General features: G+C 73.4%; 14 protein-coding genes. 7 read left to right on the top strand and 7 right to left on the bottom strand.

What is annotated here, in order from left to right; all coding sequences use genetic code 11:
• Nucleotides 1-139 precede the first annotated feature (139 nt).
• A complete protein-coding gene (locus tag AC6JBM_RS40525) occupies nucleotides 140-496 on the bottom strand; it encodes a hypothetical protein (RefSeq protein WP_497979108.1) in 357 nt (118 codons plus the stop codon).
• 124 nt (nucleotides 497-620) lie between these two features.
• Here AC6JBM_RS40525 and AC6JBM_RS40520 point away from each other — a divergent pair, with 124 nt between their 5' ends.
• The 3 genes from AC6JBM_RS40520 to AC6JBM_RS40510 all read left to right on the top strand — a co-directional run bounded on the left by AC6JBM_RS40520 (nucleotide 621) and on the right by AC6JBM_RS40510 (nucleotide 3,574).
• Complete coding sequence (locus AC6JBM_RS40520; RefSeq protein WP_497979107.1) at nucleotides 621-1,784, top strand: sensor histidine kinase; 1,164 nt, start codon at nucleotides 621-623, stop codon at nucleotides 1,782-1,784.
• Complete coding sequence (locus AC6JBM_RS40515) at nucleotides 1,781-2,587, top strand: response regulator (RefSeq protein WP_497979106.1); 807 nt, start codon at nucleotides 1,781-1,783, stop codon at nucleotides 2,585-2,587. Before AC6JBM_RS40520 ends, AC6JBM_RS40515 begins: the two co-directional genes overlap by 4 nt.
• Before the next feature lie 147 nt (nucleotides 2,588-2,734).
• On the top strand, nucleotides 2,735-3,574 hold the full coding sequence (locus AC6JBM_RS40510; protein ID WP_497979105.1) for an EI24 domain-containing protein: 840 nt from the start codon (nucleotides 2,735-2,737) through the stop codon (nucleotides 3,572-3,574).
• Here AC6JBM_RS40510 and AC6JBM_RS40505 read toward each other — a convergent pair.
• Nucleotides 3,534-4,292 (bottom strand): maleylpyruvate isomerase family mycothiol-dependent enzyme, encoded by a 759-nt coding sequence (locus AC6JBM_RS40505; protein WP_497979104.1) that lies wholly within the window; start codon nucleotides 4,290-4,292, stop codon nucleotides 3,534-3,536. The genes AC6JBM_RS40510 and AC6JBM_RS40505 overlap by 41 nt on opposite strands.
• Nucleotides 4,293-4,328: 36 nt before the next feature.
• Here AC6JBM_RS40505 and AC6JBM_RS40500 point away from each other — a divergent pair, with 36 nt between their 5' ends.
• Nucleotides 4,329-5,363, top strand: a complete 1,035-nt coding sequence (locus tag AC6JBM_RS40500; protein ID WP_497979103.1) for a UDP-N-acetylmuramate dehydrogenase — start codon at nucleotides 4,329-4,331, stop codon at nucleotides 5,361-5,363.
• Here AC6JBM_RS40500 and AC6JBM_RS40495 read toward each other — a convergent pair.
• A complete protein-coding gene (locus tag AC6JBM_RS40495) occupies nucleotides 5,360-6,106 on the bottom strand; it encodes a class I SAM-dependent methyltransferase (RefSeq protein ID WP_350612278.1) in 747 nt (248 codons plus the stop codon). The genes AC6JBM_RS40500 and AC6JBM_RS40495 overlap by 4 nt on opposite strands.
• On the bottom strand, nucleotides 6,103-6,858 hold the full coding sequence (locus tag AC6JBM_RS40490) for an SDR family oxidoreductase (protein ID WP_350612277.1): 756 nt from the start codon (nucleotides 6,856-6,858) through the stop codon (nucleotides 6,103-6,105). Before AC6JBM_RS40490 ends, AC6JBM_RS40495 begins: the two co-directional genes overlap by 4 nt.
• 125 nt (nucleotides 6,859-6,983) lie before the next feature.
• Here AC6JBM_RS40490 and mshA point away from each other — a divergent pair, with 125 nt between their 5' ends.
• The 3 genes from mshA to AC6JBM_RS40475 all read left to right on the top strand — a co-directional run bounded on the left by mshA (nucleotide 6,984) and on the right by AC6JBM_RS40475 (nucleotide 10,141).
• Entirely contained in the window at nucleotides 6,984-8,285 is a 1,302-nt protein-coding gene (gene mshA / locus AC6JBM_RS40485; RefSeq protein ID WP_497979102.1) for a D-inositol-3-phosphate glycosyltransferase, read from the top strand.
• On the top strand, nucleotides 8,282-8,779 hold the full coding sequence (locus AC6JBM_RS40480) for a type III secretion system chaperone family protein (protein WP_497979101.1): 498 nt from the start codon (nucleotides 8,282-8,284) through the stop codon (nucleotides 8,777-8,779). Before mshA ends, AC6JBM_RS40480 begins: the two co-directional genes overlap by 4 nt.
• 357 nt (nucleotides 8,780-9,136) lie before the next feature.
• Complete coding sequence (locus AC6JBM_RS40475) at nucleotides 9,137-10,141, top strand: alpha/beta hydrolase family protein (protein ID WP_497979100.1); 1,005 nt, start codon at nucleotides 9,137-9,139, stop codon at nucleotides 10,139-10,141.
• A gap of 414 nt (nucleotides 10,142-10,555) precedes the next feature.
• Here the strand turns inward: AC6JBM_RS40475 and AC6JBM_RS40470 are convergent, their stop codons facing one another.
• From AC6JBM_RS40470 to AC6JBM_RS40460, 3 genes are all read right to left on the bottom strand, one after another.
• Nucleotides 10,556-10,891 (bottom strand): STAS domain-containing protein, encoded by a 336-nt coding sequence (locus AC6JBM_RS40470; protein ID WP_497979099.1) that lies wholly within the window; start codon nucleotides 10,889-10,891, stop codon nucleotides 10,556-10,558.
• A gap of 166 nt (nucleotides 10,892-11,057) precedes the next feature.
• Nucleotides 11,058-12,287 (bottom strand): MDR family MFS transporter, encoded by a 1,230-nt coding sequence (locus AC6JBM_RS40465; protein WP_497979098.1) that lies wholly within the window; start codon nucleotides 12,285-12,287, stop codon nucleotides 11,058-11,060.
• A 30-nt stretch (nucleotides 12,288-12,317) separates the two neighbouring features.
• A complete protein-coding gene (locus AC6JBM_RS40460; protein WP_497979097.1) occupies nucleotides 12,318-13,538 on the bottom strand; it encodes an MDR family MFS transporter in 1,221 nt (406 codons plus the stop codon).
• Nucleotides 13,539-13,585: the final 47 nt, after the last annotated feature.

Genomic DNA, 13,585 nt, shown 5'->3' with positions numbered 1-13,585 from the left:
GAAGCACCGGCCCGGTGCACGGTCCCGGCCGTGCGCAAGGCCGGGCCAAGGCCGGGCTAGTGCGCAGGGCCGGGACCGTGCGCCGCGCGGCGTCGGTCTGTGCGCCTGCTCGGCGTCGGCACGTGGCGCAACGGTACGGTCACGTCGGGCTTCCGGGACGCAGCCTCGCCTTGCGCGGCAGAGTCAGGACCACGCCCAGCAGGAGCAGGCCGCACACCACCTGTTCGAGCTTCAGCCAGACGGGGAACATCCCCGGCAGCGAGACGATGACGGTGATCGCGACCATCATCACGATCGCGATGATGCGCAGCCGGCGTACGTCTCCGCGCGCCGCCAGGACGTTGCAGACCGCGGCGCTGAGCACGACGATCGTGCCCCGGACCCAGACCGCGTCGTTCACCAGGTTCGCGTGGTGCCGCAGCGTGTAGGCGACGCCGAGGGTGGCCAGGCTCAGGAGCAGGTAGGCGGCGGTGAGTAGCCGCGGGGTTCGTGTCATGGGGTTCAGCCTCGCGACCGGGGGCCGTCAAACGCATCGGCGCACGGGTAGAGCTCGGGTGGAGGCGCAACGTCCAACCCCGGTTGGATGTGGACCGCCGCGGAGAGCGGATTCAATGGACGTCATGAGCACACCGGCGCAGGCCACGCTCGACTCGGCCCGGGCCCAGCGCGACGCCGTCGTGCGCTGGCTGCGGCCCCTGGCCCCGTTGATCATGCTCGTGGTCGTGTGGTCGGCGTGCACCTCCGAACCGGGGCCGGCGCTGGGCGGGCCGGGGCTGTGGGTGCTGCTCGCCCTGGCCGTGTTCGTCGTCGCCGGCGCCGGCGGGGTGCTGACGCTGCTGCGGCCGCCGCGGGCGCACGTGCCGTTCGTGGCGTTGCTGCTGGCCGCGTCCGCGACGCTGGCGTGGCTGCAGCCGGACGGCGCGGCCGTGGCCGGGATCTTCGTCGGCGTGTCGTTCCTGGCCCCGTTGCTGCGCGGGCACGTCTCGGTCCCGATCACCGTGATCGCGCTGATCCTGCTGGCCGTGGTGATCTCCTCCGCGCGCGACGACTCGATCGTGAGCGCGCTGCTCGACGCGGTGATGGTCGGCGCGTTCTACGGCATGCTCGTCTTCGCCATCCGCCTCGCCGAGGCCAACCAGCAGGCGGAGCAGCTCGTCGAGGAGCTCGAGCGCGGCCGCGTGGCGCAGGCCGAGGCCGCGCGGCTCTCGGAGCGCCAGCACCTGGCCCGGGAGATGCACGACCTGCTCGCGCACTCGCTGTCGGGGCTGATGCTGCAGCTGGAGGGGGCGCGGATGCTGGCCGTGCGCACGCCCGACGACCCCCGGCTCCCGGCGGCGATCGAGCGTGCCCAGCAGCTCGGCCGGGCCGGGCTGGACGAGGCCCGGCGCGCGATCGGCCTGCTGCGCGACGACGAGCTGCCGACGCTGTCCGAGCTGACCAAGTCCTTCGCCCACGACCACGGCATTCGCTGCGACTTCACGACCGACGGGGCCGAGCGGGAGCTGGAGTCGCCGGCGCGGCTCGCGGTGTACCGGGTCGCGCAGGAGGCCCTGACCAACGCCGCCCGGCACGCATCCCCCACGCTGGTGACCGTGCGTCTGGAATACCTGCGGGACACCGTGCGGCTGACCGTCGAGGACTTCGGCCCGCTCGCCGCGAACCCGAGCCCGGGTGCCGGCTACGGCCTGACCGGTATGCGCGAACGCGCCGAGCTGCTGGGCGGGACGCTCGACGCGGACCCGACCGGCCAGGGCTTCCGCGTGCGGCTCGAGGTGCCGGCGTGAGCCCGGGCCAGGAGACGACCGGCGCGAGCCCCGGCCAGGAGAGGACCGGCGTGAGCCCGGACCGGGAGAGGGCTGGCACGAGCCCCGGCCAGGAGAGGACCGGCGTGAGCCCGGACCGGGGGAGTGGTGGCATGAGCCCGGACCGGGAGAGGATCCGCGTGGTCGTGGCCGACGACCAGCGCGTGGTGCGGGAGGGGCTCGCCCTCGTGCTCGGGCTGCTGCCGGACGTCGAGGTGGTCGGGGCGGCCGGCGACGGGGCCGAGGCCGTCGACCTCGCGGTGGCGCTGCGGCCCGACATCGTGCTCATGGATCTGCGCATGCCGCGCTGCGACGGCGTCGAGGCGACCCGCCGGCTGCGGGAGCGGGCGCCCGAGGTGCGCGTGGTCGTGCTCACCACCTACTCCGACGACCGCTCGGTGCTCGAGGCGTTGCGGGCGGGCGCGAAGGGATACCTCACGAAGGAGGCCGGCGGCGAGGAGATCCAGGCCGCCCTGCGCCGCGTGCTCGACGACGGCGCCGCGCTCGACCCGGCCGTGCAGCACCACGTGCTCAACGCGCTCACGCGGGGAGAGCCGGCGCCGGCCCAGCCCGCGCCGAGGAACGACGACCTCACGCCGCGGGAGGCCGAGGTGCTGGGGCTCATCGCCGGCGGGCTCACCAACGGGCAGATCGCGGCGCGGCTGTTCATCAGCGAGGGCACGGTGAAGAGCCACGTCAATCACCTGCTCGCCAAGATCGGCGTGCGCGACCGGGCACAGGCGGTGGCGTATGCCTTCCGCAACGGCCTGGCGCCCGGCGAGTAGACCCCGTGCGCGACCGGGCGCCGGCGGTGGCGTACGCGTTCCGCAACGGCCTGGCGCCTGGCGAGTAGACCCCGTGCGCGACCGGGCGCAGGCGGTGGCGTACGCGTTCCGCAACGGGCTGGCGCCCGGCGAGTAGGCTCCCAAGCCGTGGGTCAGCTGAAGACGACGGGGTCCGAGTTCGCGACGGGGCTGCGGCTGCTGGGCAAGGGTTTCGCGCGCTACGGGCGCAACCCCAAACTGCTCCTGCTGGGCGCCATCCCGGCCGTCATCACGTGCGCGCTGTTCGTCGTGGCGTGGACGTTCCTGATCATCTATATCGACGACCTCGCCGCCGCGGCCACCGGGTTCGCCGGCGACTGGTCGGGCTTCTGGCGCGGCGCGATCGAGTTCGGGGCGGGCGCCGCCATCCTCATCGCCGCCGCGCTGCTCTCCGCGCTCACATTCACGGCGCTGACCCTGCTCATCGGCGACCCGTTCTACGAGATCATCTCCGAGAAGGTGGAGGAGGGGCTCGGTGGGACGCCCGGGGCCGTGGACCTTCCGTGGTACCGCACCCTCTGGCCCAACCTGATCGACTCCATCCGCCTGATCGCGCTGGGCGTGGTCTTCGCCGTCCCGCTGTTCCTGATGGGGTTCATCCCGGTCGTCGGCCAGACCGTCGTGCCGGTGCTGAACGCGCTCGTCGGCGGCTGGCTCATCGTCGTCGAGCTCACCGGCATCCCGTTCAACCGGCGGGGGCTGCGCCTGGCCGACCGGCGCAAGGTGCTGCGGGCCAACCGCGCGCTCGCGCTCGGCTTCGGCATCCCGGTCTTCCTGGTGCTGCTGATCCCGATCGTGGCGATCATCGTGATCCCGGCCGCGGTGAGCGGGGCGACGCTGCTGACCCGGCGCACGCTCGGGCTGAACATCGACGACCAGGCTCGGCCGCCGGCGGGGCCGCCGCCGCTCAGGCCAGCAAGCCCCGCAGGAGAGTCGCGTCCCCGCTGACGAGCAGGGTGTCGAACGGCACGCGGCCCCACAGCGCAAGGGCCAGGTCGCTCGCGCTGCCGCTCGCCGTCGCGCGCTCGTGGTGCTCGTCGGAGTCGAGCAGGGTGTCGGTGTCGAGCAGCGCGATGCCGGCGCCGCGCAGCCGGACGTACCAGACCTGATCCGTGTCGGTGGCGTGCAGCGCGATCATGCCGGCTCGGTCGGTGGGCCCGCTGCGGCGCCCGGACGGGATCCAGGTGTCGAGCACCTCGGTGACGTTGTCGCTGGCCAGCCGCGCCTCGATCGGCTCGGCGAGGCCGCCGGCCATCTGCGCGTCCCAGCGGTGGATCGTCGTCTCGTGGGCCATGCGCCGGTGCCAGAACGCGGCCTTCTTCGCCTGGGGCGCGAAGTTCCAGGCCGGCGTGTCCGGGTCGACGGCGTCGAGGGTCGCCACGAGCTCGGTGAACGCGTCGGTCCAGGCCGTCGCCGCGTCCACGCCCTCGGGCAGCGGGTCGGTCGAGCGGGGCTCCGGCTTGTCGAGGTTCCCGCGGGCGACGTGTCCGGTGACGTACGAGTACACCTGGCGCAGATGCCACGCGAGATCCCCCAGGCTCCAGCCCGGACAGCTCGGCACCGGGGCGTCGAGGGGCGTGCCGTTGCTCAGGGCGGTGCGGAAGGCGTCGCCCTCGGTGCGCAGCGCGGCCTGCCAGATGTCCTTGGTGAGCTGAGGCTTGCTCATAGCCAACAAGATTAGGGCAACGCTTACGCTGGTGCCGTGTCCGAACCCCGCACGCTCGCCGCGTTCACGACCCTGCGCCTCGGCGGCCAGGCCGGCCGCCTGATCGAGGCGACGACCGAGGAGGAGACGCTCGCCGCCCTGCGCTCGGAGGGCGAGCAGCTCATCCTGGCCGGCGGCAGCAACGTGGTGGTGGCCGACGACGGCTTTCCCGGCACCGTGGTGCTGCTGCGCCAGCGGGGCCTGACGAGCGAGGCCGGCGGCGACGGGATCACCCTGACGGTCGCCGCGGGTCACCCGTGGGACGACGTGGTCGCCACGGCCGTGTCCAGCGGCTGGTCCGGCATCGAGTCGCTGTCGGGCATCCCGGGCTCGGCGGGCGCGACGCCGATTCAGAACGTCGGGGCCTACGGGCAGGAGGTCGCCGAGACCATCACCGCGGTGCGCGCCTACGACCGCGAGCGCGACGACGTCGTGACGATCCCGGCCGCCGAGTGCGGTTTCGCGTACCGCACGAGCATCTTCAAGCACAACGCCCGCTATGTGGTGCTGTCGGTGACGTTCCGCCTCAAGGTCTCGAGCGCCTCGACGCCGATCGCGTACGCCGAGCTGGCCCGCACCCTCGGGGTCGAGCCGGGCGCGACGGCGCCGCTGGAGGAGGTCCGCTCGGCGGTGCTGAAGCTGCGCGCGGGCAAGGGCATGGTGCTCGACCCGGCCGATCCGGACACCTGGTCAGTGGGCTCCTTCTTCACCAACCCGGTCGTCCCGGCCGCCGCCTTCGAGCGGGTCCGCGAGCTCGCGGCCGAGTTCGGCGCCCCGCCGTCGTGGCCGGCCGGCGACGCGGTGAAGCTGAGCGCGGCCTGGCTGATCGAGCGCGCCGGCTTCGCCAAGGGCCACGGTGACCTCTCCCGCGGGGTGGCCCTGTCCGGCAAGCACACGCTCGCCCTGACCAACCGCGGCAGCGGTACGACCTCGGCGCTGCTGGACCTGGCCCGCGAGATCCGCGCGGGCGTCGAGTCCCGCTTCGGCGTGACCCTCCACCCGGAGCCGGTGCTGGTGAACTGCGCGCTCTAGGGGGCGACGGCGGAGTACGGCACGGTGACCTCGCCCAGGCGCCAGCGGGCCGGGCGGTCCAGCACCGGCCAGCCCGCGCCCCGCGCCGACTCCACGGCGGCCCGCCAGCGCTGCCGCGGCCCGAACACCGACAGCGGGGCCGCCGCCCGCCAGCCGGTGTCGAGGTCGTGCAGGAGGGCGTGGATGCGCTCGCCGGGGACGTTGTGGTGGATGAGCGCCTTCGGCAGCCGCTCGGCCAGCGTGCCCGGCGTGTCCAGGGTGGCCAGGCGGCTGGCGAGGGTGAGCGTGCGCGGGCCGGCGGGGGAGACCAGCACCCAGGCGGCCAGCCGGCCGAGCTCGTCGCAGGTCCCCTCCACCAGCAGCGCGCCCGTCGCCGTCATCGCCGCCCAGGCGCCGGGCACGTCGGCCTCGTCGTACTGCCGCAGCACGTTGAACGCCCGCACCAGGGTCGGGCGCAGGCCGGCCAGCTCGAAGCCGCCGAGCCGGAAGCGCAGGCCCTCGGTCTCGTAGGGGCGGGCGGCGGCCACGCGGGCCGGGTCGATCTCCAGGCCGGCGACCGGCACGCCGAGGCGGGCGTGCAGCTCGATCGCGGTGATCGGCGAGGCGCCGAAGCCGAGGTCGACCACCAGCGGCTCGTCCGCCCGGCGCAGCACCCCGCCGAGCGTCGCGGCGATCCAGTTGTCGACGCGGCGCAGCCGGTTGGGGTTGGTGGTGCCCCGCGTGATCGACCCGACCGGCTTCACAGCACCCGGTGGACCTTGTGCTGGGCGGCCTGGGCGAGCGGGCGGACCACGAGCCGGTCGATGTTCACGTGGTGCGGCCGGGTCGCGGTCCAGGCGATGCAGTCGGCGATGTCGTCGGCGACGAGCGGCTCGGCGACGCCGGCGTACACCGCGGCCGCCTTCTCCGCGTCGCCCTCGTAGCGCTTGAGGGCGAACTCGTCGGTGCGCACCATGCCGGGGTCGATCTCCACGACCCGGACCGGGCGGCCGCAAAGCTCCAGGCGCAGGGTCTCGGCGACGGCGGTCTGGGCGTGCTTGGCCGCCGCGTACCCGCCGCCGCCCTCGTACACGATCAGCCCCGCGGTCGAGCTCAGCACCACGACGGTGGCCCGGCCCGAGCGCTCCAGCAGTGGCAGCAGCGCCTTGGTGACCCGGACCGTGCCGAGCACGTTGACGTCGAACATCCACTGCCAGTCGGCGAGGTCGGCGTCCTCGACCGTCTCGGCCCCGATCGCCCCGCCGGCGTTGTTGACCAGCAGCTCGACGGTCCCGTCGAGCGCCTCGACGGCGGCGGCGAGGGCCGCGACCGACTCGTCGGAGGTGACGTCGGCCACCACGGCGGTGCCGGAGCGCAGCGATCCGACGAGGTCCTTGAGCCGGTCCTCGCGGCGGGCGACGGCGACGACGTGGAAGCCCTCGGCGTCGAGCCGGCGGGCGGTGGCGGCCCCGATGCCGCTGGAGGCGCCGGTGACGACGGCGATTCGAGTAGACATGTGGCCATCCTGCACGACCGGGCCCAGGATGCAGTGACCAACGCAACGGTGGGTGAACGGCCCTCGGCGAGGGAACATGGACGGTTGGGAAGATGTAACCGGTCGGCAACAGACAGGAGCACGACGTGGCGCGGGTCGATTCGCTGTATGGCCACACCCCGCAGTCCCGCCGTATCCTCCCGAGGCGCGTCGCGACGCTGTCGGTGCACACGTCCCCGCTGGACCAGCCGGGCACCGGCGACGCCGGCGGGATGAACGTCTACATCGTCGAGGTGGCCGAGCGGCTCGCGCGGGCCGGCGTCGAGGTGGAGATCTTCACCCGGGCCACCAACAGCGAGCTGCCGCCGACGGTGGAGATGGCCCCGGGCGTGCTCGTGCGCCACGTCATCGCCGGGCCGTTCGAGGGCCTGGCCAAGGAGGACCTGCCCGCGCAGCTGTGCGCGTTCACCGGTGGCGTGCTGCGGGCCGAGGCGGCCCGGCCGTCGGGCTGGTACGACCTGGTCCACTCCCACTACTGGCTCTCCGGGCAGGTCGGGTGGCTCGCGAAGGACCGGTGGGGCGTCCCGCTGGTGCACACCGCGCACACGCTCGCCAAGGTCAAGAACCAGCTGCTCGCCGACGGCGACAAGCCCGAGCCGATCGCCCGGGTGATCGGCGAGGAGCAGGTGGTGGCGGCGGCCGACGGCCTGGTCGCCAACACCCCGGCCGAGGCCGCGGAGCTCATCGACCTCTACGCCGCCGACCCGCGCAAGGTCAGCGTCGTGCCGCCCGGCGTGGACCTGGACCGGTTCGTGCCCCGGCCGCACCGCAAGCTCGCCGCGCGCGAGCGCTTCGGCCTGCCCGCCGACGCCCGGATCGTCGCCTTCGCCGGGCGCATCCAGCCGCTCAAGGCCCCCGACGTGCTGCTGCGCGCCGCCGCCGAGCTGCGGGCGCGCGACCCCAAGCTGCTCGTGGTCATCTGCGGCGGCCCCAGCGGCTCCGGCCTCGACCGGCCCACCGCGCTCATGGACCTCGCCCGCGACCTGGGCATCGCCGACATCGTGCGGTTCCTGCCGCCCCAGCCGCGCGACGCGCTCGCCGAGCTGTTCCGGGCCGTGGACGTCGTCGCGGTGCCGAGCTTCAACGAGTCGTTCGGGCTGGTCGCGATCGAGGCGCAGGCCTGCGGGACCCCGGTGGTCGCGGCGGCCGTCGGCGGGCTGGTGACCGCGGTGCGCGACGGCGTCTCCGGCGTGCTGGTCGACACGCACAAGCCGGCCGACTGGGCGAGCGTGCTCGGGCCGCTGCTGGCCGAGCCGGCCCGGCGGGCGGCGCTGTCGCTGGGCGCGGTGCGCCACGCACGCGAGTTCTCCTGGGCCCACACGGCCAGCGGGCTGCTGGCCGCCTACCGCGACGCACTGGCGTTCCACCGGGAGGCGGTGGCGGCATGAGCGCCAAGGACGAGATCTCGGCGCTGATCGAGCGGGTGGCGGCCGAGCGCGAGATCCCGTGGGAGCGTACGGGCGAGCACGCGTACGTCGTGACCCTGCCCGGCACCCACAAGCAGAAGACGAACTGCAACCTGATCGTCGGCGAGCACGCGCTGCGGGTCGAGGCGTTCGTCATGCGCCACCCGGACGAGAACCGCGAGGCGCTGTGGGAGTGGCTGCTGCAGCGCAACGCCCGCATGTACGGCGTGGCCTTCAGCGTCGACTCGGCCGGCGACGTGTACCTCATGGGCCGGCTCCCGCTGCACGCCGTCACCGAGGCGGAGCTCGACCGGCTGCTGGGGTCGGTGCTGACGTACGCCGACGAGAGCTTCGACCCGATGCTGGAGATCGGCTTCGGCTCGGCGATCCGCCGCGAGTGGGAGTGGCGGGTCAAGCGCGGGGAGCCCCTCGACAACCTGCGGGCATTCACCGACTTCGTGAACCGCCCGGCCTGAGCATTGCCACGGCTCCTCCTGTCGTTGTGACCGGTGGCCATGCGCTTGAAATCTCGGCCGATTTCAATTGTTTCCAGTGTGTGAGCGAGCCGACAGCCCGTTTACTTGGCGGGCCAATAGTGTGCCGCGTACCGTCGTTGACGGATCCGGCGATTCCTGAAGTTGGGGAGCGGCGGGGGTGTTCCGGGCCGTAAGGCCCACTCGCGATGACGTGTCCGGGCGGGGCGTGTCATCGCAACCGGCGGCACAGAGCGGGTGTCGTGGACTGGGGGTGCACGCACCCGCTGCCGCCGGTACGAGTCGAAACTTAAGGCGCGCGTAAAGACGCCGAGGGCTTGAAGCCCGTAATTTCCTCGCATGCGTAGGCGTCTGATGACGGCCGCCATTCTGCTGGCCGCATTCGCCGGGCTCGCCGGGTGTGGATCCCAGGCCGCCAATGGGGGAGTTCCCGGTTCGGCCGACGCCTCCGTGGCGCCGAGTGCCGTCGATGGAAGTTTCGCCGAGGACGGCAGCGGGGGACTCGCGGCCCGCGCCGCGACCAGTGCCCCCGCCAAGACGACCACTGCCACAGCTCCCGCGGGCGGCGGTGGCAAGGCGCCGGCGCAGACCTTCGCCACCACCAGCAGCCAGTTCACGTTCACGCGGGCCGGACGGACGCTGCGGACCGTGGTCTGGTACCCGAAGACGGCCGGACGCTACCCCCTGGTGCTGTGGAGCCACGGGCTGCACGGCTCGCCGGAGGGGTACAGCGGCGTGACCCAGAAGATCGCCGCCGCCGGGTTCGTCGTCGCCGCGCCCGCCTACCCGTTCACCAACGACAAGGCGAACCCGTTCAACCAGAACGACATGGTCAACCAGCCCGCCGACGCGTCCGCGGTCATCACCGAGGTGCTCAAGCTCGACGGCCAGTCCGGCTCGCCGCTCGCGGGGCGCATCGACACCGCCCACGTCGGCGCGGCCGGGCACTCCGCCGGCGGGTACACCACCGCCGGCCTGCTCTCGGGCTCCACTCGCGACAGCCGCCTCAAGGGCGCCGTGGTCGTGTCGGGCGGCTCGATGGGCGGCAAGTTCTCCGGCGCGGCGACCCCGGTGCTGTTCATCCACGGCGACGCCGACGCCACTGTGCCCTTCAGCAGCGGAAAATCGCTCTTCGACAACGACCCATGGCCGAAGGGGCTGCTCACGCTCATCGGCGGCGACCATGGCGCGTCGCTGTGGGGCACGACGCCGGCCGCGAACGCCGTGAGCAAGTCGATGCTCGACCTCTTCCGCTACGGCCTGTACGGGGACTCGGCGGCCCGCTCGCGGCTGCGGGCCGACGGGACCGTGAGCGGCGCGGCGAAGTACGACGGCACGCTCTGAGGCGAAACCGCCAACATTTCGGACTTATACCCCGACCGCGGATATGTCGGGTCTGGTGGTTTTCTTCGACTGGCGCGGGACGTTCAGCAGGCCCGTGAGCTGCAGCTGTGGGTGAGCAGGCGGCCGGCGGGCCTTGCCGAGCGCGGGCGGGTCGGTAGGCGAATGGCCGGCGGGACTTGCCGGGCGCCGGGCGGGCCGGTTCAGCGGGCGGCCGGGCGTGCGAAGACGTCCAGTCACGCCTGTGGGAACCAGCTGCGCGGTGGGTGAGCGGCCTGCGGATGCGCCTTGCCATGCGCCGCGTGCCGTGTGCCGTGCGCCGCGTGCCGCGTGCCGGGTGCCGTGCACCGTGCGCGGGGTGCCGCGTGCCGGGTGTCGCGTGCCGCGTGCTGGGTGCCGGGTGCCGGGCGGGCCGGTTCAGCGGGCGGCCGGGAGCGCGAAGATGTCCAGCAGGCCCGTGAGCTCCAGCTGCGCGTAGGCGAGCGGCCGCGGATTGCGCAGGCTCAGCACGCACCCCACCCCGGCCGCCAGCTTCCAGCAGCCCACCAGCGCCCCGATTCCGGCCGAGTCCAGCACCGTCACCGCGTCGAGATCGAGCACGAGCGCCTCGGGGTGGAACGCCGGCAGTACCGCCCGGACCGCCTCGGTCACCTGCTCCCGGGTGGCCAGGTCCAGCTCGCCCGCGAGACGGATGACGACGGTGTCCGGCGGTGCGGGTTCGAGCCGCGCCGACAAACCCGCCGAGCCGTCCAAGGCGCCTCCCGCCGTCGTGGTGACCAGCGCCACTACCCGGCGACGGGGACCGCAAACTCCTCGTCCGCGGCGAGCGGGCCCGGCTCGCCGAGCCTGTGGTGACCCGCGTCGCTAGCCGGCGACGGGGACCGCAAACTCCTCGTCCGCGGCGAGCAGGCCCGGGTGGCTAGCCGGCGACGGGCACCGCAAGCTCCTCGTTCGCGGCGAGGTCGCGGGCCACTCGGCGCTCCCGGGCGGGCTGGATGAGCAGGTGGCCGGCCGCGGCGAGCAGGCCCAGGCCGCCGCACACGATCCAGTGCCAGTCGCCGAGGTACTGCAGGCTGACCCCACCGGCCGCGGGAGCGATGAAGCCGGCCGCCGGGAACGTCAGGTAGAACACGCTCTGGTAGCGGCCGCGCAGCGCCTCGGGGGACAGCTCGGCGATGACCGCGGCGTTGGGCGGGGCGGCGATCATCGAGCCGATGGTCCACACGGTCGCGGCGGCCAGGTAGCCGAGCACGCCGTCGGCGAGCGAGACGGCGGCGAAGCCCAGGCCCAGGAAGACGTTCGCGATCGCGAGCGCGGTGCCCTTGCGCCAGCGGTCGATGACCCGCGGCACGAAGAGCTGGCCGACGACGATGAGCAGGGCCGCGTACGCCACCACCGAGCCGTACACCGACGGCCGCAGCCCGTCGCCGGTGATCGCCAGCGGCAGGATCGTCGACGTCTGCGTGCCGAGGACCGCCAGCAGCAGGGACAGGGCGACGAAGAGCATGTACGCGCGGTCGGTGAGCGCCGTGTGCAGCCCGCCCGCGGCCTTGGTGGTGACCCGGTGCGCCGGGCGCGTCTCGCGCACCTTCCACAGGATGAGCAGCGCGGTCACCAGGGTGCCGGCGGCGTCGACGGCGAACAGCAGCGTGAAGCTCACCTCGGCGAGGGCTCCGGCCAGTACCGATGCCACGGCCATGCCCAGGTTGAACGCCCAGAACTGCAGGTTGAACGCGCGGCTGCGGTCGTCGGCCGGGGTCACGTCGACGATGGCTGCCACGAAGGCCGGGCCGGGCATCGCGTGCATCAGGCCGAGCAGGGCCGCCAGCACCGCGATCGCCGGGATCGGGCGGGCCACGGTCAGGCCGGCGAGCACCGCGACCGCGCCGAAGTGCGCCAGCAGCAGCGTCGGGCGGCGGCCCCAGCGGTCGGCGAACACCCCGCCGAGCAGCACGCCCGCGATGCCGCCGATGCCGTAGACGCCCACCACCAGGCCCGCGACGGGGATCGCGAGGTGCCGTGCGGAGGTGAGGTACAGCGACAGGACCAGCGCGACGAATCCGCCGACGCGATTGATCAGCATGCCGGTCCAGAGGTACCAGTAGAGGCTGGGCAGGCCGCCGATCGTGGACCGGTACCAGTTGCGCACGAAAGTCAGCACTCCTTTTGTTAAGACCCCTTACAGTTGGATCTTAGCCAGGTCTTTCTCGACCGGAGCGGCGACCCGGCGCTCGCGGGCGGGGGCGGCCAGCAGGCTCCAGACGGCGGCCGCGAGCGCCGCGCCGAGGCACCCGAGCCACAGCGCCGTGTTGCCGGCCAGGTCGCGCACCGCCCCGCCCAGCGTGGGGGCGAGGAATGAAGCCGCCTGCCAGCTCAGGCCGAACACGCCCTGGTAGCGGCCGCGCATCGAGACCGGGGACAGCCCGGCGAGCAGGGCCGCGTTGGACGGCGCCTGCAGCATCTCGCCCGCGGTCCAGACGAGCACCGTCCCGGCGTACAGCAGCGGCGTGTGGGCGAACGCGGTCAGGCCGAATCCGAGCCCGATCACCACCGTGGCGAACGGCATCACGAGCGCGGGCCGGCGCCGGGCGAGCAGCCGGCTCACCGCCATCTGCCCGGCCACGATCATGACCCCGTTGAGCGCGATGACCACGCCGAACGTCTCGCTGGGCAGGCCGTCGTCGATCATCGCCAGCGGCAGCATCGACATGTGCTGGAGCATCACCAGCGCGATGAGCAGGTTGCAGGCCACGAACCCTAGGAACACCCGGTCCCGCAGCACCGTGGCGAGGCGGCCGCGCTCGTGCTCCTCGTGCGGCGCGACGGCCGGCTTCGTCTCCCTGATGCGCCAGGCGACCAGCAGCCCGGCGGCCGCGGTGGTGGCCGCGTCGCCGACGAACAGCGTGAAGTACCCGGCCCGGGCCGCGAACCCGGCGACCACCGCGGACACCGCGAAGCCGAGGTTGATGGCCCAGTAGTAGGTGCTGAACGCGCGCATCCGGTCCTCGCCCGGCACGATGTCGGCGATCATCGCGCCCAGCGGCGGGCGGGCCGACTCGGCCGCGGCGCCGAGCAGCAGGGCGGCCGCCGCGATCTCGGCCGGGCCGCGGGCCAGGCCGAGGGCGATCATGAGCGCCGAGGTGGCGAAGAGCGACAGCAGGGCGGTCGGGCGGCGGCCCCAGCGGTCGGCGAGGTGGCCGCCGGCCGTGACGCCGACCGCGCCGCCGACGCCGTAGAGCCCGATCACCAGACCGGCCGTGGTCGGGCTGAAGCCGCGCTGGGTGGTCAGGTAGATCGTCAGGAAGATGATGACGAAGCCGCCGGCCCGATTGACCAGCGTGGCCGTCCACAACACCCAGAACTGGCTCGGCAGCCGCCGTTTCCCCGTAAGTTCCGCCACGGTCTCGCATCCTTACACCGGGGCCGTGTGATGTCGAAGTGATTCGG

The sequence above is a fragment of the Dactylosporangium thailandense genome, assembly GCF_059739745.1.
This window is presented reverse-complemented; position numbering and strand designations above follow the sequence as displayed.